The organism is Tissierella simiarum (assembly GCF_018917865.1).
Classification (GTDB): domain Bacteria; phylum Bacillota; class Clostridia; order Tissierellales; family Tissierellaceae; genus Tissierella_C; species Tissierella_C simiarum.
Map to the genome: position 1 here is coordinate 201,181 of NZ_JAHLPM010000004.1, position 26,798 is coordinate 227,978.

Below are 26,798 nucleotides of genomic sequence, written 5' to 3' on the forward strand. Positions count from 1 at the left end.
GTTTTACTACCCCCAGTATTTATTATCTAAAGTTCTATATCTTATGGCTTCTAATATATGTTTCTCTAATATAATATCTTCGCCATCTAAATCAGCAATAGTCCTAGATACTTTTAATACTTTATTATAAGTTCTCCCACTAAATCTATATTTTTTAAAAGCTTCTGCCATTATCTTTTCTGCACTTTTTTCTAATTTACAATACTTCTTTATATCTCTATTAGCTATTTGTGAGTTACTAAATATTTTATCTTTTTTATATCTTTCTAGTTGAATATTTTTTGCCCTATTAACTCTATCCCTAATATCTTTAGAAGATTCTTCTGTTTTTTCTCCTTGTAAATCCTTATATTCTACAGGCAATACTTCTATATGAATATCTATTCTATCCAATAACGGATTACTAATCTTACCTAAATATTTATCTATACTACCTTGAGAACATGTACAATCATGTAGAGGGTCTCCATAAAATCCACATGGACATGGATTCATACTAGCTATAAACATAAACTTAGCTGGATATGTAAGAGTGGCATTTACTCTAGATATAGTTACAACCCCATCCTCCATAGGCTGTCTTAATACCTCTAAAACGTTTTTTTGAAACTCAGGCAACTCATCTAAGAATAAAACGCCATTATGAGCTAAAGATACTTCTCCTGGTTTTGGAATCCTTCCTCCGCCTATTAAAGAAATAGCAGAAGCCGTATGATGAGGTGATCTAAAAGGCCGTTCTTTAATGAGAAAATTTGATTTCAACAAGCCAGAGATACTATATATTTTAGTTACTTCTACAGCTTCTTCAAAAGAAAGCTTAGGCATTATAGTAGGAAGTCTTCTAGCAGCCATTGTCTTTCCAGATCCAGGAGGTCCAATAATTAGTAGATTATGAGATCCTGCAGCAGCAACCTCTAAAGCTCTTTTTAAACTTTCTTGCCCCTTTATATCAGAAAAATCTATGGAAAACTCTTTTTCTGAATTAATATCTGAAGTATCAAGATTTAAAAATGGTTCTATATAAATATTATTATTTAAATAATCCACTACTTCATTTAAAGAATTTACAGCAATAATTTTCATATCAGAAATTATGCCACATTCTTCTCTATTGCCATAAGGAATAATACAGCTATCTATATTAAAATCTCTCATGGAGATAATCATGGGTAAAGCACCATCAACAGAATTAACCTTCCCATCTAAGGAAAGTTCTCCAATAAAAGCAATTCTATGAGCATCTACATCGTCAATTATCCCACCAGCTTTTAAAATTCCAACAGCTATAGATAGATCCATCTGAGAACCTTCTTTTTTTAAATTTGCTGGGGCTAAATTAATGGTTATTCTGCTCAGTGGAAATTCATATCCGCTGTTTTTAATAGCAGTTCTAACTCTCTCCTTAGATTCTTTAATGGCTGCATCAGGCAATCCAACTATATTAAAAACAGGCATTCCTCTAGATAAGTCTGTTTCCACTTCCACCATGTGTCCATTTAATCCTTGTAATACACAGGTATTTACTTTTGAATACATATTAAACCTCTTTTCTATGTATTTATTTTAGTCTATTCCCTGGGTAATAGCTAAATTATGCGATTTTCCAATGGTTATTGACAAAAAGCATTTTCAATATGATTGATTTTTACCTCTTTAGTCAAATAAATTTCTATTATGTCATATCTTAATTGATAATCAAATAGCTTTCTCTGTCTTATATATAATAGTGAGCTTTTAAGAATTTTTTCTTGCTTCTTCCTATTTACAGATTCAAAAGGATAGCCATAATCTATAGTTGTCCTAGCTTTAACCTCAACAAAAACCAAAATTTCTCCCTTCTTTGCTACAATATCTATCTCTCCCATTTTACTTCGATAATTTTTATCTAATATGACATAACCTTTAGAAATTAAATAATCTTTAGCTAAAATTTCTCCATACTTACCCTTAGCCGTATTATTTTCCATTTTCATCTTCCTTTTCTTTATCTAAAGTATAAACGAATAATATTATTTCCGCCACTGCTTCATAAAGTTCTTCAGGAATTTCTTGGTTTATATCTAGATTAATTAAACTATCTATTAAATTCTCATCTTCATATATTACAATATCCTCTTCTTCCCCTTTTTTCACTATATTCTCAGCAATAGTTCCTTCGCCTTTAGCCAAAATTTTCGGAACATTATCTTGATTCTTATAAGATAAAGCTACAGCCTTTTTTATTTCTCTGCTTTTTCTCTTATTCATATCTACACCTTCAAATCTAAAAAATAAGTAGGATTAGAGTTTAATACTAAAGTATCCATAATCTCAATAGGACTATGAAAATTATATTCAATCTTATTTATACTATATCCTGTAGAAGAAATCAATTTAATTAATTGAAACTCTCTATCTTTGAATAGATCAAGATCATTTTCATTAATATTAAACTTTATAGATAGTGAATTATTGAAAACCTGGCAGGCTACTTTTACAGATCCTAATCTATTAGTGATGAGATTAATAAAGATATTTATTTTATCTACGACTGTACTATTTCTTTTATTTTGTTTTAATAAAGTTATAACTCCCTTTAATCTCTCTTTATCCACATCAAATGGAAAAAACAAGAAAGTTAAATCCCTATTTAATTCTTTTAAGAAATCAACTTTATTTTTTGTGTCCTTTAAACTTTCTTCTAAATTGCTATCTACTTTTTCTCCTATCTTTTCCAATAGCTTTTCTACTTCATCTAATCTTTTATTTAAAATTTTCAATTCCTCTTTATTTAAAATAATCTCATCTTTATTTTCAATAAAGTTAACACCCTTATTAAAAATATTAGATTTTCCTAAAATATCATCTATTGTTTTTAAATCTTCTGAAAACGCTATAGGATCATTATTAATTTCTATAAAATTTTTTATATTACTAAGTGAAGTTTTAATATTATTCTTTACAAAAAAGCTAATAGTCTTAATAAAATTTGACTGGGACTTTTTATCAAACTCTTCACCTAAATATTCTTTTACTATATAGGTTAAGTCTTTCTCATTTGAGTAATCTTTTTTATCTACTACAAATAAATTCTTAATATCAACTTTTTCTGGATACATGTTCTTGTCTTCAGTTAAATTATTCTGTTCTATTAAAATAACTTTATCAGTAGTTTTTATATCCATGAGCTGTTGAAGTTTTTCTAAAGTTTTTATGCCATTTATTAAAATTTCTTTATTTATAGGAGCATTATATTTCATTAAAGTTTCTACTAATTCTAAAGAATATTTATTTGGCTTTATATTTAATTCTTTTAACATTTTAATAACAGAATTATTATTCTTAATTTCATTTGATAAAAATATTTGGGACATTTTTTCATCAAGTAAAGGTTTTAGTTGAATTTCTTTTCCTTCAGAAGTTTTTACAGAAAAAACCATTTCTTTTCCTATAAAATTCTTTAATTCTTTCTCTGAAGATGCTTTTATTATGCCTTGACCTTTTATATCAATAAATACTAAATCTTCAATAACTTCTAATATTTCCCCCTTAATTAAGGCACCTTCTTTGAATATTTCTTCTTTATCATTGAATAATATATTGTTATTTAAAAAAAGGTTTTCAATTCTCAAAAATATCACCCTATATACTATAATATATTTCTTAAAAAAGTAATTCTATGTATCAGTGAAGCACCTAATAACTGTATAGCTTCTCTATGTTCTTTAGTGCCATAGCCTTTATTCTTCTTAAGATTATACCCTTCGTATTCTTTATCCCATTCTAAGCATAATCTATCCCTGTATACCTTCGCTATAATAGAAGCACAGGCAATTCCATGAGATTTTTCATCTCCCTTTATTATACCTTCTTGAGGTATCTGGGTGTCTATTTCTTCAGCATCTATTAATATAAAATCAGGTATAACTTGATTACCTTCCTTATCTTTTAAGTTGTCAACAGCCATCCTCATAGCAAGTCTAGTACTTTCTTTAATATTAATATTATCTATCATTTGAGAATTTACTTGACCCACACCATAGGCTATAGCATTATTTAGAATTTTATCATATAAAAATTCTCTCTTTTTTTCAGATAACTTTTTCGAATCTTTTACCCCATCTATTACTAAATCTTTAGGCATAATTATTGCACAAGCCACTACATCTCCAGCTAAACATCCTCTTCCTACTTCATCTATACAGGCAATATATTTATACCCAGATGCATATATATGATTCTCTATTTCTAGCAAAGTGAACAACCCCTATTCTTTAGGAAATTCTAGAGTAATATCCCCTATAACACCTTTTCTAAATTCATCTAATAAAATATTACTCACCTTAGTAAAATCTACTTCTCCACCTCTAATAATACATCCCCTTTTTTGACCAATTTCAATCATAATATTTAAGGTAGATTTATTTTGTGTATTTATACCATAACGATTTTCAATTAAATGGGGAGAAATACTAATAAGCCTTTCAATTAATTTAAAGGCTAAGGTTTCAATATCTAAAATTTCATCTTTAATGGCTCCTGTAAAAGCAAGATTTAATCCCACTTCTTTATCCTCAAATTTTGGCCATAAAATTCCCGGCGTATCTAATAATTCTAAATTACCTTTAGTCTTAATCCATTGATTTGATTTAGTAACTCCTGGTCTATTTCCAGTTTTAGCACCTTTTCTACCAGAAAGACTATTAATTAACGTGGACTTTCCCACATTTGGAATACCAAGTATCATGGCTCTTATTGGTCTATTTATTACTCCTCTTTTTTCATAAGACTTCCTTTTTTCTTCCGTAACCTTATAAGATAAGTTTATTAACTGATCTAATCCTTTATTATTAATAGCATCTACAACAACAGAAGAAATTCCCTTAGTATTAAAATAATCCTGCCATAATTTATTTCCATAACCACTAGCTAAATCTGATTTATTCAAAATTATAACTCTTGGTTTATTTCCCACTATGGAATCTATTTCTGGATTTTGGCTACTAAAAGGTATTCTGGCATCAATTAATTCAAAAACTACATCTACCATAGTTAAACTTTTCTTAATTGATTCTCTAGTCTTCTTCATATGTCCAGGATACCAATTTATATTCATAAAATCACCTACCTAAATATAAATAAAATTGGGACTATAAAGTCCCAATACATTAATAAGATTTCTTTTCTTTAACTTTAGCAGCTTTTCCTTGTCTGCCTCTTAAGTAGTACAGCTTAGCTCTTCTTACTTTACCTTTTCTAGTAACTACTAATTTTTCGATTCTTGGAGAATGTAGAGGGAATGTTCTTTCAACACCTACACCGTAAGAAAGTCTTCTTACTGTAAAAGTTTCTCTTGCTCCTCCACCTTGCCTTTTAATAACGGTACCTTCAAATACTTGAATTCTCTCACGAGTTCCTTCAACAACTTTGTAATGAACTTGAACAGTATCACCTACATTAAAGCTAGGTAAATCATTTCTTAATTGTTCATCTTCTAACATTTTTATTATATCCACTGTTCAAACCTCCCTTCTCCCTAGACGTTCATGCTTCCTTAGCAGAGGACCATCCATAATTCCATACGTTAGGTATTATAGCATATACATATGCTAATTACAACTATTTTTTATCATCTAATTCAGATTTAATGATAGATAATATTAACTTTTCTTCTTCATTTAATAATCTATTTTCTAACAAATCGGGTCGCTTAATATAGGTTGATCTCAGAGATTGATACTTTTTCCATTCTCTAATATCTTGGTGATTTCCAGAAAGTAAAATTTCTGGTACTTCTAAATCTCTAAATGTCCTCGGTCTTGTATACTGCGGATATTCTAATAACCCATTGTAGTGAGATTCATCTAAATAGGATTCATCTGTGCCCAAAACTCCAGGTATTAGTCTAATAATAGAATCTATAAGAACCATAGCTGGAACCTCTCCTCCTGTTAATACGTAATCTCCAATAGAAATTTCCATATCAATATAATTATCTATTATTCTATTATCTATACCTTCATAGTGACCGCAAAGCAGAATTAAATGATTTTCCTTTGATAATTTATTCGCTATTTCTTGATTATATCTTTTCCCTTGAGGAGATAAATAAATAACCTTAGAATCATCTCGCTTTACACTATTAATCGCTTCAAATATAGGTTCTGGTTTCATAACCATACCCTGTCCGCCACCAAAAGGATAATCGTCGACCCTTTTATGCTTATCTTTAGAAAAATCTCTTATATTAATACTATTTATTTCAGTCTTGTTTTTTTCGATAGCCCGGCCTATTATACTCCAATTAACAAAACTAGCGAAAAATTCAGGAAATAAAGTTAATATATCAATCCTCATTCTATCATTCCTTCAATTGGATCAATTATTATCTTTTTTTCTTTTATATTTATTTCAAGAAAAAATTGTCTCACTGCTGGTATTAAATATTCCTTATTGTTTTTTTCATCTTTAATTACATATACATCATTACTGGAAGCTTGTATAACATCTTCTACTATACCAATATTTTTACCCATTGAATCAAATACCTGACATCCTAGTATATCATAAATAAAAAAGTGATTTTCTGGTAAAACAATTCTTTCTTCTTCATCTACATATATAAAATAATCTTTAAAAGATAATATTTCATTTATATTATTATATTCTTTGAACTTAATTATAACTAATCCTTTATGGTACTTTACATTTTCTAATTCTACTTTTATCTTTTTTTCGCCTAAATAAGCTTTCTTTAAATCATCAAATCTTTCTAGATTGTCTGTTAAAGGAAAAACTTTTACTTCTCCTTTAATTCCATGGGTATTGATTATTTTTCCTACTTTAATATAATCCATTTCTTCACCCACCAGTTATAATATAAAGGGATTAGTTATGCTAATCCCTTACTGAATAATTTCTACTACAACTCTTTTATTTTCTTTAATGGCTGCTGCTTTAACTACTGTTCTAATAGCTTTGGCAATTCTACCCTGTTTTCCAATTATCTTCCCCATATCTTCTGGAGAAACTTTCAACTCGATGATTACAGATTGAGTACCTTCTACCTCATTAACCTCTACTTCATTAGGATTGTCCACAAGAGCTTTTGCTATTATTTCTACTAATTCGCCCATTTTAAGCACCTCCTAGAAATTATTCTTGTGTTTTGTTCTCAGTTTGCTTTTCATATAGACCATTTTCTTTAAATAGTCTATCAACAGTATCTGTTGGTTTAGCTCCATTTTTTAACCAGTTTATAGCTTTTTCATCATCTATTTTAACTGTTTTAGGTTCAGTTAATGGATTATAATAGCCTATCTCTTCAATAAATCTCCCATCTCTTGGAGAACGAGAATCAGCAACAACTATTCTATAGAAAGGGTTTTTCTTAGCACCCATCCTTCTTAATCTAATCTTAACTGCCATTTTTTCACCTCCTTTTAAATTTTAGTATCTATTTAGAAAAAGGGGAATCCAAATTTCCCTTTTTTCTTCATTGTTTTTTCCATATCTGTAAATCGTTTCATCATCTTTTTAGATTCTTTAAATTGTTTTAAAAGCTTATTTACTTCTTGGACTGTAGTTCCACTGCCCTTAGCTATTCTTTTTCTTCTACTGCTATCAATAATATCTGGGCTTTCTCTTTCTTTAACAGTCATAGACTGAATTATAGCCTGAATTCTTTTAATATCCTTTTCATTAACATCTAAATCCTTAAGAGCCTTAGAGTTAACTCCAGGAATCATACCCATAAGTTCATCTAAAGGTCCTAGACTTTTAACTTGTTCTAATTGATCTAAAAAGTCGTCAAAAGTAAACTGCTGAGTTCTTATTTTCTTTTCTAGTTCTAAAGCTTTTTGGGTATCTATATTGGCTTGAGCTTTTTCTATTAAACTTAAAACATCACCCATACCCAATATTCTAGAAGCCATTCTATCAGGATAAAATGGTTCTAACTGGTCAAGTTTTTCTCCCATACCTACAAACTTTATGGGTTTGTTCGTTACTGTTCTTATAGATAAGGCAGCTCCTCCCCTTGCATCCCCATCTAACTTTGTAAGTATCACTCCTGTAATACCAAGTCTTTCGTTAAAGGAATCTGCTACATTAACTGCATCTTGACCTGTCATAGCATCTACTACCAAAAGTACTTCATTTGGTTTCACAGCCTCATGAATATTTTTAATTTCAGTCATTAAATCCTCATCTATATGAAGCCTTCCAGCAGTATCTATAATAATAACGTCATTCCCATTCTTCTTACCATGCTCCATTGCTGCCTTTGCAATATCTACTGGGTCATGTTTATCTCCCATAGAAAATACAGGTACATTTACCCTTTCTCCTACAACCTCCAATTGTTTTATAGCAGCAGGTCTATAAACATCACAGGCAACTAATAAGGGTCTTTTGTTTTGTTTCTTAAGATTAGAGGCTAACTTTCCAGATGTAGTGGTCTTACCTGCACCTTGCAGCCCACACATTAAAATGACTGTAGGTGGACTTGAAGAAAAGTTTAATTTCGATTCTTTTTCTCCCATAAGCTTAGTTAGCTCTTCGTTAACTATTTTAATAACATGCTGGCCTGGTGTTAAGCTCTCCATAACTTCTGCACCAATAGCTCTTTCTTTCACTTTCTTGATGAAATCTTTAACCACCTTGAAGTTAACGTCAGCTTCTAAAAGGGCAAGTCTCACTTCTCTCATTGCTATGTCTACATCTTTTTCTGAAAGTTTCCCTTTCCCTTTTAATTTACCTAAAGCATTTTGAAGCTTTTCGGATAAACTTTCAAATACCATCAATCAACAACCTCCCGGCTATTATCTAATATTTTACTTCCTATATCGTAAATTTCTTCAGCTTTTCTCTTAATTTTATCTTCATTGATATCTTCTGCTAATTCTTTAATCTCAATTGAAATTTTAACAATATTTTCTATATTTTTATGACTGCTGTAAAATTTTTTTACTAATCCTAAATTATTTTCATATTCATACAATTTATTTTCTGCTCTTTTTAAGGTATCATATACCCCTTGCCTGCTTATTCTAAGTTCTTCACCAATCTCTGCTAATGATAAATCATGAATATAATACAATTCAATAGCTAAATATTGTCTGTCACTAAGCAGTTTCCCATAAAAATCAAAGAGGATACCCATTTCTACAATTTTATCAACCATATTAATCACCAATAAAATAGTACTGTCAAGTTTTCTACTTGACAGTACTATTTTATTATATGGTTACTACTTTGTCAACTATAATTTAGCTAAAAATAGCATCTACGAAGTCATCTACTTTAAATTCTTGTAAGTCTTCAATTCCTTCACCTACACCAATAAGTTTTACAGGTAATCCAAGCTCTGATTGTAAAGCAATAACTACGCCACCTTTAGCAGTACCATCTAATTTAGTTAAAGCAACGCCAGTTATTTTTGCTACTTCTTTAAATACTTTAGCTTGATTAATTCCATTTTGTCCTGTTGTAGCATCTAATACTAATAAAATTTCCTTTGTCGCTTCTCCATATTCTCTTTCAACAACTCTAAATATTTTATTAAGTTCATTCATTAAATTAGACTTATTATGAAGTCTACCAGCAGTATCACATATTAAAACATCACATTTTCTAGCCTTTGCTGCTTGAATTCCATCATAAATAACTGCTGCTGGGTCAGCCCCCTCACTATGAGCAATAAAATCCACTCCTGCTCTATTACTCCATTCTTCAAGTTGTTCTATAGCAGCAGCTCTAAAAGTATCACCTGCAGCAATTAAAACTTTCTTCCCTTGTTTTTTAAGGTTATGGGATAATTTTCCAATTGTAGTGGTTTTCCCTACACCATTAACTCCTACAACTAAAATCACTGCAGGAGATGGATCGAGTACTATTTCATTTCCTACTCCAGGTTCTTTCATTATTTCTTTAATTTCTTCCTTTAATAAATCTTTTATCTCATCTGGATTCGTTGTTTTCTCTTCTCTCACTCTATCTTTTAATCTATCTATTAATTTCATAGTAGTATTAACACCAACATCTGCAGTAACTAGTACTTCTTCCAATTCATCAAAGAGTTCATCATCAATTTTAGCATAGGATTTTAATATACTATCAATTTTATCTGTCATATCTTTTCTGGTCTTAGTCAATCCATCTTTAAGTTTCTCGAAAAAACCTTTTTTCTTAGGAGGTGCTTCTTCAATTATCTCTTCTATATCTGTTTCTTTTACCTCCTCTAATTCTTCTATAAAATCATATGCCTCATCATTTTCTTTTTCTATAATACTTTCTTCATACTCATATTCCTCTTCAACTATTTCTTCTTCAAGTTCCTCCTCAAGTATCTCTCCTTCAAGCTCTTCCTCCATTATATCTTCATCTATTTCTTCCTTAAGTTCTTCTTCAACTATTGGTAAATCTTTTTCTATTACTTCTTCTTCGTTTTTCTTATCCTTCTTCTTCCAATTCAGCCATTTAAACATTTCATATCCTCCTCTTAGCTTGCAATTTCATCTATGTTATCTTTTAGTTTTATAGATATTAATTTACTTACACCTTCTTCCTCCATAGTCACACCATATAAAATATCTGACATTTCCATTGTAGTCTTCCTATGGGTAATCATAATAAATTGTGTATTATAACAAAAAGTTTTTAAATAATTTGTATATCTACTAATATTGGCCTCATCAAGGGCAGCATCAATTTCATCAAGGATACAAAAAGGTGCTGGTTTAGTTTGTAATATTGCAAATAAAAGAGCAACTGCTGTTAGTGATTTCTCTCCACCAGATAACAAAGTTAAACTTTGAAGCTTTTTTCCTGGAGGTTGAGCATTTATTTCTATACCTGAGTTTAAAATATTTTCTTCATCCTCTAATACTAAGTTAGCTTTACCTCCATCAAAAAGAATGGTAAACACTTCTGTAAATTTTTCTTTAATTTCATTAAAACTATCAATAAACTGAACCTTCATTTTATTTTCCATATCCTTAATAACTTCTTTTAGATTTTCTTTTGCTGTTAATAAATCTTTTTGCTGTTTTGTGATAAACTCCAATCTTTCTTTAAGTTTTTTAAACTCTTCAATGGAACCAAGGTTTACAGATCCTAATTCTTTTATTTCTCCTTTTAATTTTTTTACTTCTACCGTGGCATCCTGAATGTTATCAATATCCATCTTATATTCAATAGCTTCTTCATAGGTAAGTTCATAGTCATCAAGCAGCTTCTTATGATAATTTTCTAGTTGAACAGAAAATCTAGTTAATTTTACTTCTAGAGTATTTTTAAGCCTTTCAATTTCATTTATTTTATCGTTAATTTCCTTTAGTCTACCTTGTTCTAAATAAAAATTTTCCATAAAATTTTCTTTATCTTTCTTTAAATCATCTAATTCTTTTGTTACCCTTTCTTCTAAAACAATTAATTTATTTATAACCTCTATTATTGACCTTTTGGATTTTACAAGTTCTTCAATATTATTTTGGGTTTCTAATATAAGTTTTTCTTTTTCTATTATCATTTGACCACTGGTATGAATCTCTTTGTCATTTTCAGATAGCTTTTCTTCTAAAGATTCTAACTTGTTTTCTGTTAAGTTAATATCAATTTTTAAATTTGTAACAATTTTAGACAGTTCTTCCTTAGAATTTTTTTCTTCATCTAGATTTCCTACTAATTTTTTTACCTTTTCTTTAATAGATAAACTACTCTTTTCTAGTTCGGATAAACGATAATTAATATCCTCCTTTTTACCATCTAACTCCAGCACTTCTTCCTCTAGGCTGCAGATTTCATTACTGTATTTCAGTACAGTATCTTCTAATCTGCTAATCTCAGAGTAGCATTTATTCTTCTCATTTTCTATTCTGATTATTTCATAATTAGTATTCTTTATTAAAGAATCTAGCTCTATTATTTCTTCTTTAGTATTATCTAAGGTACTTTTTTGAAGATGTCTTTCTTCCTCAAGCCTCTTTTGTATGTTGGATAACTCTTTAATTTCCTTTTCAAGCTTTTCAATCCTATACTTACGATTAATCAAAGTTCCCGTAGATTTTCCAAAACTTCCTCCTGTCATCGAACCTCCAGGATTTATTAAATCTCCTTCTAGTGTTACTATTCTAAAAGAGTAGTTATACTTATTAGCAAGTTTAGTTCCATAATCTAAGTTTTCTACTATCACAGTTCGTCCTAATAAGTACTGAAAAATATTTTTATATTCTTCATTAAAAGTAACTAACTCAGATCCTAAACCTAAAACTTTAAATTTTTCTCTATCAGAAGGATTTATATTTAAAGTATTCCCTTTTATAGTATTCAAAGGTAAAAATGTGATTCTACCAAGATTATGCTTCTTTAAATAATCTATTATTTTTTTAGCATCTCTCTCATTTTCTGTCACTATATTTTGTATATTTGAGCCTAAACTAATATCTATAGCTCTTTCATACTTCTCTTCTACTTTTATTAAATCTGCTATTACTCCTATCAATCCTTCATTAACACTAGAATCTTTTTTAGAAGCTAACAATAGCCCTTTAACACTTTTATAATATCCTTCATAACCATCTTCCATATTTTTTAACAAATTATAACTAGACACCAATCCTTGTGCATTTAATTGATTTTCATTAATCTTTTTATTTAGTAAATCATAATTATTTCTATTCTCTAAATCTTGATTGTTTAACTCTCTAAGTTTTGTTTCAAAAGAAACTAATTTTCCCTTTATTTTATCTTCCTCTGCTTCTAATAACTTAGATTTATTAGTTACTAAATCTTTATCTTTGTTTATAAGATCAATTTCTTTTGTCAACTGACTTATTCTTTTCTCCATATTTTCATAAAAAGAATTAATACTATTTAACTCGCTTTTTTTATCAGAAATTAGGTTATAGATATTTATTATATTGTTTTTTTCTCCTTCTATAATCTTTTCTTTTCCACCTAAATCCGTTATTATCCTGTTTAATTCTATATCTTTATCTTTATAACTTTCTACTAAACTATTAAAGCTTATTAATGTATTATCTTTTTCTATAATTAAATCTGCTTTGATTTTTTCTAAATTATTCAAATTAATATCTAATGTTTTTCTTTCATCTTCTAATCTTTCTAAATCTTTTTGATAATATTTCTCTTTTTCTTCAAGAAGAGTTATGTCATTTTTATTTTTCTCTAATTGATTTATTATTTGATATTTTTCTTTTTGAATTTTTTCTATTTTGCTATCCATCTCTTCTGTTGTAGATTTCAAAAAGTTATATTTCTCTTCAATATTAATCTTTTCATCAATCATAGTTTTTATTTCATTTTCTAAAGTTTCTCTTTCTTTAGAAATTTCTTTAGATTGAAGATTTAATCTTTCAATTTCCCTAATGAATAAGTTTACTTCTAATTCTTTTAATCGATTAGATAGTTTTATAAAAGAGGTTGCTCTAGTAGATTGGTCTTCTAAGGATTCAGACTGGCTAGATAACTCATGTATTAAATCTTTAATTCTTACTAGATTAGCTTCAGTTTTATCAAGTTTCCTTTCTGCTTCTTCTTTTCTAGTCTTATATTTTACTATTCCTGCAGCTTCCTCAAAAATATGTCTTCTATCTTCCGGTCTAGTACTTAAAATCTCATCTATTCGACCTTGTCCAATTATCGAATATCCATCTTTTCCAACTCCAGTATCCATAAAAAGCTCTCTAACATCCTTTAATCTGCAAGAATTCTTATTAATATAGTATTCACTTTCTCCAGATCTAAACATTCTTCTAGTAACAGCTACTTCTGTATAATCTATGGGAATAGAGCCATTCTTATTGTCAAAAGTAATGGTAACTTCCGAATAGCCAAGAGGTTTTCTTTTGCTGGTACCGGAGAAAATTATATCTTCCATTTTGCTACCTCTTAAAGTTTTTACACTTTGTTCTCCTAAAACCCACCTAATAGCATCAGAAACATTACTTTTTCCACTACCATTAGGTCCAACTATGGCTGTTATTCCTTCCTTAAATTCTATTTCTGTTTTGTCTGCAAAAGATTTAAATCCCTGTATTTCAACCTTTTTTAAGTGCAAATTTAACACCTCTTACCTAATTTATAGTTAAAGGCTTCCTTTGAAAATTGGAAACCTTTTATTGTTTAAATTAAATAATGGATTTTTCCTTTAGATAGGATTCCATTAATAATTCTATATTTATTTTATCATAAAATTGCCCTATTGTAATACCTAATAAATCTGAATCCATATCTTTCGGATAGATTTTTATTTTATTAAATTTATATTTTTGCATAAAATAATTTATATTTGAAGACTTTTGCCCTGCTATAGCAGAAATATTTCTGCTGTTAGCTTGAATAACCAAAACTTCATTTTGAAAAGTTAGATTGGCTTTAGATAGATAATCATCTAATAATAGTTTGATTATATTTGCTTCTACAAGTTGTCTAAACGCTGGATGAAAAGGACCTGTAACCACATCTTTTCCTAGCTGTATGTTTTCTGTTGGCTGTAGCCCAATCCTAATAACATCAATATGATAGTAATTAAAAAGCATTAACAGCTCAGTGGATATATCCACTGCTTCTTCTAAGGTTAAAGGAATATATTTATCTTTTAAATACAAAGTTTCTAAATAAGTATCTTTTACAACTAAAGTAGGGTAAATTCTAACACAAAAAGGATTCAATTTTATAAATTCTTTACAAGTATATAAGGATTTACACCTATCATCTCCTGGTAATCCTATCATCATCTGTAGCCCTAAATTAATCCCGTAGTCTTTAATCAAGTTTGAAGCTTCATAAACGTCTTTTGAAGTATGTCCTCTTCCACTTTCATACAGAACTGTATCTTCTAGAGACTGTACTCCTAACTCGATAGTATCGACCTTATATTCTCTAAGATTATTAAGTATAAGTTCATCAATACAATCCGGTCTAGTTGATAACCTTATTCCTTGTATTAACCCTTTTTCCTTATATTTATAAGGCACTTTTAATAACTCTTTCTGTATGTCTAAATCTATAGCCGTAAAACTTCCACCATAGAATGCTACTTCCACGTACGAATCTGAGTTAAAAGTTTCCAAATGCTCTTTTATAGTCTTTTCTACAAAAGAAGGAGTTATATTGGTAGAAAGTCCTGTTATCTTTCTTTGATTACAAAATACACAATCATGAGGACACCCTAGATGTGGAACAAATATAGGAATTATATAATGTCTAGTCATCTTTTTCACCCATTATGAGAAGAGCTTCCTTAGCAGCCATTTGTTCTGCATCCTTTTTACTTCTACCAGTACCTTTTCCAATGATTTTATCATCAACTACTACATTTATATAAAAAACTTTATTGTGATCTGGTCCTTCTTCTTTCTCTACTATATATTCTACTTTAGATTTGGTCTTTTTCTGAAGCTTCTCTTGAAGTTCTGTTTTATAGTCTATAAATAAATCCCCTTTTGCAACAGCATGTACTATATCATCTTCAAAGATGTTTAACAATAAATGATTAAGAATTTCTAAGCCGCCATCCATATAAATAGCTCCTGTTAAAGCCTCAAAAGCATCACCTAAAATAGATTCTCTGCTCCTTCCACCAGTAGCTTCTTCCCCCTTTCCTAATAATAAATATTCTCCTAAGTCTATTTTTCTAGCACCAAAAGCTAAGGAAGATTCGCAAACTACTGTAGCTCTTAATTTTGTTAATTCTCCTTCTGGATAATTAGGATACTTTTTATATAAGTATTGACTCACAATTAAATTTAATACTGTATCTCCTAGAAATTCTAATCTTTCATTATTATCTGTATTTTTCATTTTATTTTCATTAGCATAAGAACTATGAGTAAGAGCTGTGTTTAAAAGTTGTATATTTTTAAACTTGTAATTAATATTATTTTGCAATACTTCAAGTCTTTTTTTCCGTATCACAGTATCTTTCACAATAATACCCCCAAAATCTTTAAACCAATTATATTAGGACCCTAAAATAAGAGTCCTAATCTTTAATCTTCTCCTAAAATGTTTTTAATATAATCTACTGCATCTCCTACAGTTTTAATTGATTCAACTTCATCATCTTCGACTTCTAAATCAAATTCATCTTCTAACGCCATAATCAATTCAACTAAATCTAATGAATCTGCACTTAGATCGTCTTTAAAAGATGTATCCAAAGTAATGTCTTCTTCATCAATATCAAACTGTCCTGAAATAATTCCTTTAATCTTTTCTAATATCACAAAAATCAACCTCCATTTTATTTCCATCTTACTTTTTATTATTCAATAACATTTATATTATCTTCGATAATATTTATTACATTCTTTTCTATGAAAGCAATCAACTGTCTAATGCCATTTTTAATAGCATAAGCATCAGAACTTCCATGAGCTTTTACTATAGGTTTTTTAGTTCCTAACAAAGGTGCCCCTCCATATTCTCTATAATCCATTTTTCCTTTAAAAACTTTTAATTCAGGTTTTAATAAAAAAGCACCAATTTTAGACTTAGTATTCTTCATAAATACTTCTTTTAAAGAAGAAAACATGGATATTGCCATACCTTCTGTTAGTTTAAGTACTATATTGCCAACAAAGCCATCACAAACGATAACGTCTACTGCTCCTGTAGGTATATCCCTAGCTTCAACATTGCCAATAAAATTAATATTTGTATTTTCTAAAAGGTCATACGTCTCTTTTGTTAAAAGATTTCCTTTTCCCTTTTCTACACCAATATTTACAAGACCTACTTTAGGAGATTTAACCCCTATTACTTTTTCCATATATACAGAACCCATGATTCCAAATTGGTTTAAATATTCTGGTTTACAATCTACATTTGCCCCTGCATCTAATAAAAGTGATATACCCTTTGTAGTAGGATAAACTGTAGAAAGAGCTGCCCTCTCTATACCTTTTATCCTCTTTACTATAAAAATACCCCCTGCTAATAAAGCTCCTGTGCTCCCTGCAGAAATAAATCCATCTCCCATTCCATCAGCTAATGCTTTTAAACCAACTACCATAGATGAATCTTTTTTACGTCTGATGGCAATAGCTGGATCATCTTCATTTAAAATAATATCTTCTGCATTTATTGTCTCTATTTTATTTTTAGGATAATCATAGTTTTTAAGTTCATTTTCTATTATGTCCTCTTTCCCTACAATTATGACCTCTACACCATAATCTTTAACCGCATCAATGGTTCCCTTAACCACCTCAGCAGGTCCCTTATCTCCACCCATAGCATCAACTATTATTTTCATAACTATCCTCCTAAAGCCATTAAAATTGGCTAAAATTTTAAGGCTACTGATATTTAATATATATTAGACTAATTAAAAATGCAATAATTAAATGAAAAAAGCTTCCATTGAATTTTAAAATCAATGAAGCTTTCTTTGAAGCTCATTTAAGATTACACTAATAAACCTTATAATTTCTGTACATATAAAAAAGATAGTGAACTTCTATCACTATCTTTTTTATTTATTCAACTTCAACAACTTCTCTGTTTTTATAATATCCACAAGCTCTACAAACTCTATGAGGTTGTTTTGGCTCATGACATTGTGGACATTCTACAATAGTAGCCTTATTCAGTCTATATGCAGATGCTCTTCTCTTGTCTCTTCTTGCTTTTGAAGTTTTTCGCTTTGGTACCGCCATCAAAAACACCTCCTTATTTTTTAGGGAAAAAATCCTTTAATTTTTCCAATCTTGGATCAACATTTTCTAAGACACAATTACATTTATTATTATTTAAATCTACACCACATCTTGGGCATAATCCCTTACATTCTAAACTGCATAGGGATTTCATCGGAAGGGATACAACTATTTGACTCATAATAGCATCTCTCAAATCAAGAGTATCATTATTATAGTAAATGATTTGCTCGAAATCATCGTCGTCATAAACGTTCCCACTTCCCTCTATCAATTTTCCAGATAAAACTGTTTTAACTTCTTGAATAAAAGGCTTTAAGCATCTATCGCAGGGTTCTTCATATTTGAAAAATATGTCTCCATTAATCAGCTTATCACCATCTACTTTGTATATATTACCTTCACATTTAATAGGTTCAGTAAATATAATTTTTCTTCCACCAAAGTCTATACTGTTTTCTTCCAGCTCTTCTTCAAAGTGGATATGGTTAATAGTTTCATCAAGAAAACTTGATAAGTCAATTATCATATATTTCACCTCTTAAACTAACAAACATAATTATATAAAGGAGGCTTCAATTTGTCAAGAATTATCTTACTTTGAAACAAGTTCTAAAGTATCTCTTGCAATCATTAATTCCTCATTAGTTGGAATAACTAATATTTTTACTTTTCCACCATCTTTATTAACTATTGCTTCTTTTCCTCTTACTTTGTTCTTTTCCTTATCTAATTCAACACCTAAATATTCTAATCCTTCACAAACTGTTTCCCTAATTTCAATAGAGTTCTCACCTATACCAGCAGTAAATACTAATGCATCTATTCCACCCATTAAAGCTGTATATGCACCAATGTATTTCTTCACTCTATTTGTAAATACATCTAAAGATAATTGAGCTCTTTCATTTCCTTCCTTACAAGCATCTTCAATATCTCTAAAGTCACTGCTAATACCTGAAATTCCTAAAACACCAGATTTTTTATTAAGAACATTATTCATTTCTTCAATAGATAAATTCTCTTTTTCCATAATAAATGGAACTATAGCTGGATCCATATCCCCAGTTCTTGTTCCCATTGCCAAACCTTCTAATGGCGTAAAACCCATACTAGTATCTACTGATTCTCCACCATCTACAGCACAAATACTTGAACCATTTCCTAAGTGACAAGTAACTATCTTTAAATCATCAGTATTTTTATCTAACATTTCCGCAGTCATCAATGAAACGTATTTATGGCTAGTTCCATGGAACCCATATCTTCTGACACCATATTTTTCATAATATTCATAAGGCAATGCATAAATATAGTTTTTACTTGGTATAGTTTGATGGAAAGCGGTATCAAAAACTCCTACCATAGGTGTACTTGGCATTAACTCTCTACAGGCTTCAATACCCATAATATTTGGAGGATTATGTAATGGTGCAAGCTCAATACATTCATTTAATGCATCCATAACTTCTTCATCCAGTACTACAGAATGAGCAAACTTTTCTCCACCATGAACAACTCTATGACCTACAGCCCCAATTTCATCCATAGATTTAATTGCACCATGGTTTTCATCAATTAATGCATTAAGCACTAATTCTAATGCTTTTTTGTGATTTGACATTGGTTCTTGAACTACAACTTCATCTTTACCTGTAGTTTTATGTTTAATTTTTGAACCTTCAATACCTATTCTTTCTACAAGTCCTTTTGCTAAAACCCTCTCTTCATTCATATCTATAAGTTGATATTTCAATGAAGAACTTCCACAATTAATTACAAGAATATTCATTTAACATACCTCCTAATAAGTTGTTTTCCACTATAAAACATATTATTACATTTATATTAAAAAATCAACGGCTTAAATTTATGATATAATATAAAAAAAGTTTTTATTAAGAATTTTTAAAGTATCTTTACGGAAATATTATATTATATAAATTTATATTTTCCTATTTACTATAAAAAATACATTAATTGGAGGGTACCATGAAAGTTATAGGATTTATTACTGAATATAATCCCTTTCACCTAGGTCATAAATATCATCTAGACAAAGCCATGTCTTTAACACAAGCAGATTACTCTTTAGCTATAATGAGTGGTTCCTTTGTACAAAGAGGCGAACCTTCGTTTATAGATAAATGGACTAAAGCAAGGATGGCTGTAGACAATGGCATAGATTTAGTTTTAGAACTTCCCTTTATTTTCTCGACCCAAAGTGCAGAATTATTTGCCTATGGTGGAATTAAGTTAATGGACAGTTTAAATATAGTAGATTCTCTAGCCTTTGGTAGTGAAATAGGTGAAATATTTCCTTTAGAAAAAGTGGCAAAAATACTTTCAGAAGAACCTTACTTTTACAGGGAACGTTTAAAACATTATTTATCTGAAGGTTATTCTTTCTCAGTTTCCAGAAGTAATGCTTTAGAAGATTATTTAAAACAATACAATTTACAGGATGATTTTTCTTATAAAAACATTTTAAATAAATCTAATAATATTTTAGGCATAGAATATTTAAAAGCTTTGATAAGAATAAATAGTTCTATAAATCCTGTAGCCATTAAACGAATAGGCAGTGAATATAATGATACTTCTATTTCTAACGATTTTGCTAGTGCCACTGCTATAAGACATAGTATCTTAAATAATGGGCTAGAGTCTGTAAATACCTTAGTCCCTGATAAAACCTATGACAATTTAAAAGAATATTTAAATAAATATCATAAATTTAATCTATTGGAAAATTATAACCAAATTCTCCTTTATTTACTCCGTACTAAAGATAAAAAGGAGTTAGGAAAATTATTAGATATGGAAACAGGTCTTGAAAACAGAATCCTCAAAGAAAGCTTTAAAAATAATAATATAAAAGAAATTATTGATAAAATAATAACAAAAAGATATCCGAGAACACGCATCCAAAGACTCTTAATCCATTTAATAAGTGATTTAGATAAATTATCTTTCAAGCAGCTCTTTGAAACCTATCCTTCTTATGCAAGAGTATTAGGGGCTAATAAAAACGGACTTGTACTTTTGAAAAAAATAAAAGAAAAATCTAACTTACCAATAATAACTAAGTTCGCAGACCATAAAAAATATAATGATATTTCTTTTATAAGAACTATAGAATATGAGAAAAAAGCAACCGAATTATATTTTCTTGGACTAAATCATCCTAATGCATTAACTAATATGGATTATTACAATTCTCCTTATATAAAATAGATTCTGTTCAGATTAAATTTATATTTTAATGCCTATTAAAATATGTTAGGAAACTTAATGATTCTAATATCCCAACGCTAAAAGTTGAAGTATTAGAATCATTATCCATAGATGAAAATTTAATCTCTAATATTAGGTACTCTTCCTATGATAATTAGCAATAAGATTAATTAACTGTTCCTTCACTGCCATAGTAGATTCATAACCAATCCTTGAACATTCTTCTACAGCTTCAAAACTAGAAGGCTCTATATGGGTTAAAGGAGGTTCTATTAGTATATCTGCATAAATCAGATCCGTCTCCATTATACTTTTAGACATTACCTCTAAAGATTGCATTATAATATCAAAAATATCAGTAACACGGATATTGAAACGACTATATCCGACGTCTACTGCAATAATTATATCTGCACCTAAGTTCTTTAAGACAGAAATCGGTACCCTATCTATAACAGCTCCATCTACTAATACTTTTCCTTTATATATTACAGGTTCAAAAATACCTGGGATAGAGATGCTCGCCCTTATAGCTTTATATAATGGACCTTCTGTAAAAATAACTTCTTGAGAACTTTTTAAATCTGTTGCTACAATGGCAAGTTTTTTGTGTAAATCTTCAATCTTTTTACTACATGTTATTATTTTAAGAATTTCTTCAATTTTATCTCCCTTAATTATTCCTTTTTTAGGATAAGTAAAGTCTAACCACATTTTTTTATCTATCTCTATTGCCAAACCTTTAATCATGTTTGGAGAAATCCCACTACAGTAAAGTCCTCCAATTAATGCTCCAGCACTACAACCAGAAACCATATCTACATCTATACCAATTTCCTCCAAAGCCTTTAAAACTCCTAAATGAGCCATTCCTCTAGCAGAACCAGATCCTAATGCCAAACCAATTTTTGGCTTATCATTCATACTATCTCCTCCTTATACTTTCATTCATAATATTTTAGACATAAAAATATAATTTTAAAAAGGAGGTATCCCATGAAAATAGAAAATTCTATCAAAAACTCTTTATTTAAAATATTATTTATTACTATTATGTTAGTAGCTTTATTTGGAATATTAAAAAACCCAAAGTTGTCACTTAATAGTGCAAGTAGTGGCTTATTAACTTGGTTTAACATTGTAATTCCCTCTCTTCTACCTTTCTTTATTATATCTGAAATATTAATTAGATTAGGATTTGTAGATTTTATTGGAAAAATGTTAGAGCCAATAATGAGACCATTATTTAATGTACCTGGAGAAGGAGCATTTCCTCTTAGTATGAGTATTATATCTGGATATCCAGTGGGAGTAAAACTTACATCTAGATTAAGACAAGAAAAGCTCCTTACTAAAAGCGAAAGTGAAAGATTAATAAGCTTTGTTAGTACTTCTGGCCCTCTTTTTATGTTAGGTGCTATTTCTATAGGAATGTTAAACAATCCTTCTCTAAGTCCTTTAATAATATATCCTCATTATCTAGGATCCCTTACTTTAGGTTTTTTATTTAGATTTTTTAAGAAAAATAAGGGTACACAAATATCACAGAATAAAAAATCAATTTTTGAAAACCTAAAGGAATCCTACATAAGATCTACCCATACGGAAAAGTCTATAGGTTCCTTAATTTCAAATAGTATTAAAGAGAGTATGAATTCTATAATACTAATTGGTGGTTTTATTGTTTTTTATTCTGTGTTAGTAGAAATATTGTTTGCCACTAAATTTTTTAATTATTTTATTATTTTTTTAAATAAATTCTTTTCTTTAGATATAGATCTTATAAAAGGTATAATAGCTGGTATATTTGAACTAACAACAGGATGCAAAAGAATTGCTGCGACAAATGTTAATTTATTAAGTAAAATCTTAATAATTAATTTTTTAATAGGATGGAGTGGTTTTTCTATACATAGCCAGGCTTTAAGTTTCATAAGTACTACAGATATAAATGGAAGACTCTATATATTTTCAAAATTTCTCCATGCGGTTCTTTCCACTTTTTATGGATATATTCTATATCTAATAAAATATAAAAATTATATTACTCCTTCCTTTATGGGAGAAATATATACTATGGAATCTTTCTATTATTTAGGTTGGCCCTTTATATTTACTAGCTCTGTAAAATTAGCTATATCTATTACATTCTACATCCTATTATCTTCAATACTAGTTTCTATATTATATAAGATAATTTCATAAAAAATTTATTTAATACCCCTAAGTTCTTTTCTATTTTCATTTAATAATTCAATTAATTCTTTTAAATTTTCTTGAGTTTCCATTAATAAATTATCTGCATATTCCATAGAACCTAATCTTATTTCTTTAGCATTGTTTTGGGCTTTAGTAATAATTTCTTCAGCCCTTTCTTTTGCTTTTTTAGTAATTTCCTCTTGTTCCACAAGCTCTTCTAATCTATTTTCTGCTTCGTTTAATAAAGTATCTGCATCTTTTTGTGCCTCTGCTAGAATTCTTTGTCTTTCCTCTTTAATCCAAGATGCTTGTTTTATTTCATCTGGTAATTTTATCCTAATTTCTTTAATGATTTCTAAAAGCTCATCCTTGTCCACCATTACTTTACTAGAAAATGGTAAAGATGATCCGCCTTCAACAATATCCTCAATTTCATCTATTAGTCTTAAAACATCCATTGATATTATTGTCCTCCTTTTAGTTTGTTTTTTAAAGCTTCTTCTACTACTTTAGGAACAAAGCAAGAAATATCGCCATTAAACATGGCAACTTCCTTAACTATACTAGAACTTAAATAAGCATATTTACCACTTGAAACCATAAAAAGAGTTTCAATTTCATCATAAAGCTTTCTATTTACTAAAGCCATCTGCATTTCATATTCAAAATCAGAAACGGCTCTTAGTCCTCTTACCATAGTTGTACATTCTTTTTCATTAGCATACTCAGTAAGCAAACCCGAGAATGTATCTATTTCCACATTTGGATAATCTTTTACTACTTCTCTTAGTAACTCCATTCTTTCACCTAGAGTAAAAACCCCTTTTTTAGAGGAGTTATTTAATACCGCAACAATTACTTTATCAAATTTCTTAGCACATCTTTCAATTATATCTAAATGTCCAAAAGTAACAGGATCAAAACTTCCTGGATAAATTACCTTCATTTATTAACCTCCTTTATTTCCAGCTCTTCCTATAAAAAGATAATGATTTACTTCCATAGTTTCTACAATCACTTTTTTCTAAACAATATAACATAATTTCAAGTTCCAATTCTTTCTCATGCTCAACTATAATGATACCAGTATCCTTCAATATATTATTTTCACATATAACTTTTAAAACTTTTTCTACTAACCTATCTTGCCTATAAGGAGGGTCTATAAAAATGTAATCAAACTTCAAATTTTTAGAACTAAGATTTCTAACACTTCTTATGGCATCATTCTTAATAAGAATCCCTTTTTCTAATAAATTAGTATGGATTAAGTTCTCCTTTACTATGTCTAAGCTATTCCTTGCAATATCAATAAAATAGCATTCTTTAGCTCCTCTACTTATAAATTCTATACCAACAGCACCTGATCCAGCAAAGAGATCTAAAACTAGGCTATCTTCATCAATATTTCTTAATATATTAAACAATGATTCCTTTACTTTGTCTTCCGTAGGTCTTACATCCATGCCTTTTGGCGCTTTTAATTTATGGCCTTTTCTTATTCCTGAAATAATTCTCAAAAGTTTTCCTCCTCAATCCATAAATTAGTATTATTTTATCATATATTACCTCATTATTTATAGTAATTTAATTAAAAATTAAATCTTTTCCAGACTTCTTAAACATTTCTTGTATCTTTTGCCTTAAATAATAATATTTTGAACTGCACATGTTAGGATCTTCCTTAATTATTTCTAAAGCCTCTCTTTGAGCTATCTTTAGTATTTCCATATCTGTAAATAAATTTGCAACTTTAAGCTCTGGAATACCATGTTGTCTAGTACCAAAAAATTCTCCTGGTCCTCTAAGCTCTAAGTCTTTTTCTGAAATTTTAAATCCATCAGTAGTTTGTTGGAGAATTCTCATTCTTTCTCTAGCAACCTTATTGTTTCCTTCATTTATTAATATACAATAGGATTGATGATTTCCTCTTCCTACTCTGCCTCTAAGCTGATGAAGTTGTGCTAACCCAAAACGTTCTGCATTATAAATTACCATAATATTCGAATTAGGAACATTTACTCCAACTTCAATTACTGTAGTAGATACTAATATATCCAATTTATGATTTTTAAAATCATCCATTATCTCGTCTTTTTCTTTAGCCTTCATCTTCCCATGAAGAAGTCCCATATTTAAATCTTTAAAGACGTCCTCTTTTAAATTATTATACAATTCCTCTGCAGCATTTATCGTTAAAGTTTCACTTTCCTCTATTAAAGGACATACAATATAAGCTTGCCTTCCTTCTTCTATTTGTTTTTTCACAAAATTATTTACTCTTTTTATCATATCAGTACCAACAGCATAAGTTTCTATTTCTTTTCTTCCAGGAGGCAGCTCATCAATAATAGAAATATCCAAATCTCCATACAGTATAAGAGCTAGAGTTCTTGGTATTGGTGTTGCAGTCATAACTATTACATCAGGATTAGTACCTTTTTGACTCAATGCAGCTCTTTGTTTAACTCCAAACCTATGTTGTTCATCGGTTATAGCTAATCCTAAATTTTTAAATTGGACATTATCCTGAATTATAGCATGAGTACCTACTATAATATCAACATTTCCTTCTTGTAAGTCTTTCAATATTTCTTCTTTTCTCTTATTAGAGATACTACCTACTAAAAGTTCACATTTCACATTATAGCTAGATAAAAATTTGGATATAGATTCAAAGTGTTGAGTGGCCAAAATTTCCGTAGGAGCCATCATTACTGATTGAAAACCTGATTTCCAAGCTTTAAACATTGCTAAAACTGCTACTATTGTTTTTCCTGATCCTACATCACCTTGGACTAACCTATTCATTTGCTTATTGCTTTCCATATTCTCTTCTATTTCTTTAAAGACCTTTTTTTGAGCTTCTGTAAGTTTAAAGGGTAAACTCTCTATGAATTCATCTATTTCTTTTACTTTGGGAAATTTTATACCTTCATTATAACTATTTGCTTTATTCTTTATTATAAAAAGTCCTAACTGTAATGTTAGTAGCTCTTCAAACGACAATCTTGCCCTAGCCCTCAATAGTTGATCCTTATTCGTTGGAAAATGAATATTCATCAAAGATTTTTTAATATCTAGTAGATTTAATCTTTCTCTAAGGTCTACAGGCAGAAATTCTTCAACTTTTTTTAAATTATCCCTTAGTACATTGGTCATAATATTTATCATTTCATTATTGGTCAAGCCTTCAGTTAGTGGATATATAGGCATAATCTTTCCTATCTTTTTTAAATTTCCTTCTTTTTCAAATATGGGATTTACTATTTGAATCTCCATACCCATTTTATTTATTTTTCCATTAACAATTAATTTATTTCCTATAGCAAATCTATCCCTTAAATAATCTTGATTAAACCAGACCAAACATCCATATCCTGATTCATCTTTTATAGGTATTTTTAGTATAGAGAAATTCTTTCTAGGCCTAAGTATGTTAGGTGGTCCACATACTTCTACTTCTAAACTGGTCTTCTCTCCTATAGTACATTCTCTTAAAGTTTTAAATTTTGATCTATCTTCATAGTCTCTCGGTACAAAATATAATAAATCTTCTACAGTATTTATATTTAATCGTCTTAGTTTAGATGCTCTTTTTGGACCTACCCCTTTAATATACTGTATACTCATAGTTAAAGAGTCCATCAAACCACCTCCATCTAATAAATAAAAGACCCTACCAAATGGTAGGGTAGC

General features: G+C 29.2%; 29 protein-coding genes. 2 read left to right on the top strand and 27 right to left on the bottom strand.

From position 1 onward, the window contains the following. Positions 1–6 precede the first annotated feature (6 nt). The 22 genes from KQI42_RS06865 to KQI42_RS06970 all read right to left on the bottom strand — a co-directional run bounded on the left by KQI42_RS06865 (position 7) and on the right by KQI42_RS06970 (position 19,455). Positions 7–1,536 (bottom strand): YifB family Mg chelatase-like AAA ATPase, encoded by a 1,530-nt coding sequence (locus tag KQI42_RS06865; protein WP_216518089.1) that lies wholly within the window; start codon positions 1,534–1,536, stop codon positions 7–9. Positions 1,537–1,610: 74 nt separating this feature from the next. After that, the gene (locus KQI42_RS06870; RefSeq protein WP_216518091.1) at positions 1,611–1,967 is read right to left on the bottom strand and encodes a YraN family protein; all 357 of its coding nucleotides are present in this window, start codon (positions 1,965–1,967) and stop codon (positions 1,611–1,613) included. Further along, complete coding sequence (locus tag KQI42_RS06875) at positions 1,957–2,247, bottom strand: EscU/YscU/HrcU family type III secretion system export apparatus switch protein (protein ID WP_216518093.1); 291 nt, start codon at positions 2,245–2,247, stop codon at positions 1,957–1,959. Before KQI42_RS06875 ends, KQI42_RS06870 begins: the two co-directional genes overlap by 11 nt. 2 nt (positions 2,248–2,249) lie before the next feature. Further along, positions 2,250–3,611 carry a hypothetical protein gene (locus KQI42_RS06880; protein ID WP_216518095.1) on the bottom strand — a complete coding sequence of 454 codons (1,362 nt, stop codon included), beginning with the start codon at positions 3,609–3,611 and terminating at the stop codon, positions 2,250–2,252. Between the two features lie 17 nt (positions 3,612–3,628). Next, positions 3,629–4,234 carry a ribonuclease HII gene (locus KQI42_RS06885; RefSeq protein ID WP_216518097.1) on the bottom strand — a complete coding sequence of 202 codons (606 nt, stop codon included), beginning with the start codon at positions 4,232–4,234 and terminating at the stop codon, positions 3,629–3,631. Positions 4,235–4,246: 12 nt separating this feature from the next. Beyond that, a complete protein-coding gene (gene ylqF, locus KQI42_RS06890; RefSeq protein ID WP_216518099.1) occupies positions 4,247–5,095 on the bottom strand; it encodes a ribosome biogenesis GTPase YlqF in 849 nt (282 codons plus the stop codon). Positions 5,096–5,147: 52 nt separating this feature from the next. Next, complete coding sequence (rplS, locus tag KQI42_RS06895) at positions 5,148–5,495, bottom strand: 50S ribosomal protein L19 (RefSeq protein WP_343231657.1); 348 nt, start codon at positions 5,493–5,495, stop codon at positions 5,148–5,150. Positions 5,496–5,598: 103 nt separating this feature from the next. Next, positions 5,599–6,336 (bottom strand): tRNA (guanosine(37)-N1)-methyltransferase TrmD, encoded by a 738-nt coding sequence (trmD, locus tag KQI42_RS06900; RefSeq protein WP_216518101.1) that lies wholly within the window; start codon positions 6,334–6,336, stop codon positions 5,599–5,601. Beyond that, the gene (rimM, locus tag KQI42_RS06905) at positions 6,333–6,836 is read right to left on the bottom strand and encodes a ribosome maturation factor RimM (protein WP_246566196.1); all 504 of its coding nucleotides are present in this window, start codon (positions 6,834–6,836) and stop codon (positions 6,333–6,335) included. Before rimM ends, trmD begins: the two co-directional genes overlap by 4 nt. A gap of 48 nt (positions 6,837–6,884) precedes the next feature. Then, on the bottom strand, positions 6,885–7,115 hold the full coding sequence (locus KQI42_RS06910) for a KH domain-containing protein (RefSeq protein ID WP_216518103.1): 231 nt from the start codon (positions 7,113–7,115) through the stop codon (positions 6,885–6,887). 19 nt (positions 7,116–7,134) lie between these two features. Next, positions 7,135–7,407: a 30S ribosomal protein S16 gene (gene rpsP / locus KQI42_RS06915; RefSeq protein WP_216518105.1), complete on the bottom strand. Its 273-nt coding sequence runs from the start codon at positions 7,405–7,407 to the stop codon at positions 7,135–7,137. Positions 7,408–7,439: 32 nt separating this feature from the next. Then, positions 7,440–8,780: a signal recognition particle protein gene (gene ffh, locus KQI42_RS06920; RefSeq protein ID WP_216518226.1), complete on the bottom strand. Its 1,341-nt coding sequence runs from the start codon at positions 8,778–8,780 to the stop codon at positions 7,440–7,442. Beyond that, positions 8,780–9,163 (bottom strand): YlxM family DNA-binding protein, encoded by a 384-nt coding sequence (ylxM, locus tag KQI42_RS06925; protein WP_216518107.1) that lies wholly within the window; start codon positions 9,161–9,163, stop codon positions 8,780–8,782. The genes ffh and ylxM overlap by 1 nt, the downstream gene beginning before the upstream one ends. Positions 9,164–9,248: 85 nt before the next feature. Further along, positions 9,249–10,466 (bottom strand): signal recognition particle-docking protein FtsY, encoded by a 1,218-nt coding sequence (ftsY, locus tag KQI42_RS06930; RefSeq protein ID WP_216518109.1) that lies wholly within the window; start codon positions 10,464–10,466, stop codon positions 9,249–9,251. 14 nt (positions 10,467–10,480) lie between these two features. After that, positions 10,481–14,059, bottom strand: a complete 3,579-nt coding sequence (gene smc, locus KQI42_RS06935) for a chromosome segregation protein SMC (protein WP_216518111.1) — start codon at positions 14,057–14,059, stop codon at positions 10,481–10,483. A 70-nt stretch (positions 14,060–14,129) separates the two neighbouring features. Next, on the bottom strand, positions 14,130–15,215 hold the full coding sequence (locus KQI42_RS06940) for an elongator complex protein 3 (RefSeq protein WP_216518113.1): 1,086 nt from the start codon (positions 15,213–15,215) through the stop codon (positions 14,130–14,132). Continuing rightward, on the bottom strand, positions 15,208–15,930 hold the full coding sequence (gene rnc / locus KQI42_RS06945) for a ribonuclease III (protein WP_343231658.1): 723 nt from the start codon (positions 15,928–15,930) through the stop codon (positions 15,208–15,210). The genes KQI42_RS06940 and rnc overlap by 8 nt, the downstream gene beginning before the upstream one ends. 62 nt (positions 15,931–15,992) lie before the next feature. Next, the gene (gene acpP / locus KQI42_RS06950; protein WP_425519750.1) at positions 15,993–16,229 is read right to left on the bottom strand and encodes an acyl carrier protein; all 237 of its coding nucleotides are present in this window, start codon (positions 16,227–16,229) and stop codon (positions 15,993–15,995) included. Between the two features lie 38 nt (positions 16,230–16,267). Continuing rightward, positions 16,268–17,260 (bottom strand): phosphate acyltransferase PlsX, encoded by a 993-nt coding sequence (plsX, locus tag KQI42_RS06955; RefSeq protein WP_216518117.1) that lies wholly within the window; start codon positions 17,258–17,260, stop codon positions 16,268–16,270. A 223-nt stretch (positions 17,261–17,483) separates the two neighbouring features. Continuing rightward, positions 17,484–17,663, bottom strand: coding sequence for a 50S ribosomal protein L32 (gene rpmF / locus KQI42_RS06960; protein ID WP_216518119.1), 180 nt, complete (start codon positions 17,661–17,663; stop codon positions 17,484–17,486). Positions 17,664–17,676: 13 nt separating this feature from the next. Then, positions 17,677–18,192 (bottom strand): YceD family protein, encoded by a 516-nt coding sequence (locus KQI42_RS06965; RefSeq protein WP_216518121.1) that lies wholly within the window; start codon positions 18,190–18,192, stop codon positions 17,677–17,679. Positions 18,193–18,258: 66 nt separating this feature from the next. After that, on the bottom strand, positions 18,259–19,455 hold the full coding sequence (locus tag KQI42_RS06970; RefSeq protein ID WP_216518123.1) for an acetate/propionate family kinase: 1,197 nt from the start codon (positions 19,453–19,455) through the stop codon (positions 18,259–18,261). 200 nt (positions 19,456–19,655) lie between these two features. Here KQI42_RS06970 and KQI42_RS06975 point away from each other — a divergent pair, with 200 nt between their 5' ends. After that, entirely contained in the window at positions 19,656–20,900 is a 1,245-nt protein-coding gene (locus KQI42_RS06975; RefSeq protein WP_216518125.1) for a nucleotidyltransferase, read from the top strand. A 132-nt stretch (positions 20,901–21,032) separates the two neighbouring features. Here the strand turns inward: KQI42_RS06975 and KQI42_RS06980 are convergent, their stop codons facing one another. Further along, positions 21,033–21,824, bottom strand: a complete 792-nt coding sequence (locus tag KQI42_RS06980) for a patatin-like phospholipase family protein (protein ID WP_216518127.1) — start codon at positions 21,822–21,824, stop codon at positions 21,033–21,035. Positions 21,825–21,896: 72 nt separating this feature from the next. Between KQI42_RS06980 and ylbJ the strand changes: the two genes are divergently transcribed. Continuing rightward, positions 21,897–23,105 (top strand): sporulation integral membrane protein YlbJ, encoded by a 1,209-nt coding sequence (ylbJ, locus tag KQI42_RS06985; protein WP_216518129.1) that lies wholly within the window; start codon positions 21,897–21,899, stop codon positions 23,103–23,105. 5 nt (positions 23,106–23,110) lie between these two features. On the opposite strand, the gene KQI42_RS06990 is transcribed toward ylbJ, so the two are convergent. The 4 genes from KQI42_RS06990 to recG form a co-directional block, all read right to left on the bottom strand. After that, positions 23,111–23,557 (bottom strand): ATPase, encoded by a 447-nt coding sequence (locus tag KQI42_RS06990; RefSeq protein WP_216518131.1) that lies wholly within the window; start codon positions 23,555–23,557, stop codon positions 23,111–23,113. A gap of 5 nt (positions 23,558–23,562) precedes the next feature. Further along, positions 23,563–24,045 (bottom strand): pantetheine-phosphate adenylyltransferase, encoded by a 483-nt coding sequence (gene coaD, locus KQI42_RS06995; protein ID WP_216518133.1) that lies wholly within the window; start codon positions 24,043–24,045, stop codon positions 23,563–23,565. A gap of 13 nt (positions 24,046–24,058) precedes the next feature. Beyond that, positions 24,059–24,619 (bottom strand): 16S rRNA (guanine(966)-N(2))-methyltransferase RsmD, encoded by a 561-nt coding sequence (gene rsmD / locus KQI42_RS07000; RefSeq protein ID WP_216518136.1) that lies wholly within the window; start codon positions 24,617–24,619, stop codon positions 24,059–24,061. Between the two features lie 67 nt (positions 24,620–24,686). Then, positions 24,687–26,747 (bottom strand): ATP-dependent DNA helicase RecG, encoded by a 2,061-nt coding sequence (gene recG, locus KQI42_RS07005; protein ID WP_246566198.1) that lies wholly within the window; start codon positions 26,745–26,747, stop codon positions 24,687–24,689. Positions 26,748–26,798 lie beyond the last annotated feature (51 nt).

Excerpts from the sequence above, each read along its gene's own strand:
- KQI42_RS06865 (WP_216518089.1), bottom strand. The coding sequence starts at position 1,536 with ATGTATTCAAAAGTAAATACCTGTGTATTACAAGGATTAAATGGACAC.
- KQI42_RS06870 (WP_216518091.1), bottom strand. The coding sequence starts at position 1,967 with ATGGAAAATAATACGGCTAAGGGTAAGTATGGAGAAATTTTAGCTAAA.
- KQI42_RS06875 (WP_216518093.1), bottom strand. The coding sequence starts at position 2,247 with ATGAATAAGAGAAAAAGCAGAGAAATAAAAAAGGCTGTAGCTTTATCT.
- ylqF (WP_216518099.1), bottom strand. The coding sequence starts at position 5,095 with ATGAATATAAATTGGTATCCTGGACATATGAAGAAGACTAGAGAATCA.
- trmD (WP_216518101.1), bottom strand. The coding sequence starts at position 6,336 with ATGAGGATTGATATATTAACTTTATTTCCTGAATTTTTCGCTAGTTTT.
- rimM (WP_246566196.1), bottom strand. The coding sequence starts at position 6,836 with ATGGATTATATTAAAGTAGGAAAAATAATCAATACCCATGGAATTAAA.
- KQI42_RS06910 (WP_216518103.1), bottom strand. The coding sequence starts at position 7,115 with ATGGGCGAATTAGTAGAAATAATAGCAAAAGCTCTTGTGGACAATCCT.
- rpsP (WP_216518105.1), bottom strand. The coding sequence starts at position 7,407 with ATGGCAGTTAAGATTAGATTAAGAAGGATGGGTGCTAAGAAAAACCCT.
- ffh (WP_216518226.1), bottom strand. The coding sequence starts at position 8,780 with ATGGTATTTGAAAGTTTATCCGAAAAGCTTCAAAATGCTTTAGGTAAA.
- ylxM (WP_216518107.1), bottom strand. The coding sequence starts at position 9,163 with ATGGTTGATAAAATTGTAGAAATGGGTATCCTCTTTGATTTTTATGGG.
- ftsY (WP_216518109.1), bottom strand. The coding sequence starts at position 10,466 with ATGTTTAAATGGCTGAATTGGAAGAAGAAGGATAAGAAAAACGAAGAA.
- KQI42_RS06940 (WP_216518113.1), bottom strand. The coding sequence starts at position 15,215 with ATGACTAGACATTATATAATTCCTATATTTGTTCCACATCTAGGGTGT.
- plsX (WP_216518117.1), bottom strand. The coding sequence starts at position 17,260 with ATGAAAATAATAGTTGATGCTATGGGTGGAGATAAGGGACCTGCTGAG.
- rpmF (WP_216518119.1), bottom strand. The coding sequence starts at position 17,663 with ATGGCGGTACCAAAGCGAAAAACTTCAAAAGCAAGAAGAGACAAGAGA.
- KQI42_RS06965 (WP_216518121.1), bottom strand. The coding sequence starts at position 18,192 with ATGATAATTGACTTATCAAGTTTTCTTGATGAAACTATTAACCATATC.
- KQI42_RS06970 (WP_216518123.1), bottom strand. The coding sequence starts at position 19,455 with ATGAATATTCTTGTAATTAATTGTGGAAGTTCTTCATTGAAATATCAA.
- KQI42_RS06975 (WP_216518125.1), top strand. The coding sequence starts at position 19,656 with ATGAAAGTTATAGGATTTATTACTGAATATAATCCCTTTCACCTAGGT.
- KQI42_RS06980 (WP_216518127.1), bottom strand. The coding sequence starts at position 21,824 with ATGAATGATAAGCCAAAAATTGGTTTGGCATTAGGATCTGGTTCTGCT.
- ylbJ (WP_216518129.1), top strand. The coding sequence starts at position 21,897 with ATGAAAATAGAAAATTCTATCAAAAACTCTTTATTTAAAATATTATTT.
- KQI42_RS06990 (WP_216518131.1), bottom strand. The coding sequence starts at position 23,557 with ATGGATGTTTTAAGACTAATAGATGAAATTGAGGATATTGTTGAAGGC.
- coaD (WP_216518133.1), bottom strand. The coding sequence starts at position 24,045 with ATGAAGGTAATTTATCCAGGAAGTTTTGATCCTGTTACTTTTGGACAT.
- recG (WP_246566198.1), bottom strand. The coding sequence starts at position 26,747 with ATGGACTCTTTAACTATGAGTATACAGTATATTAAAGGGGTAGGTCCA.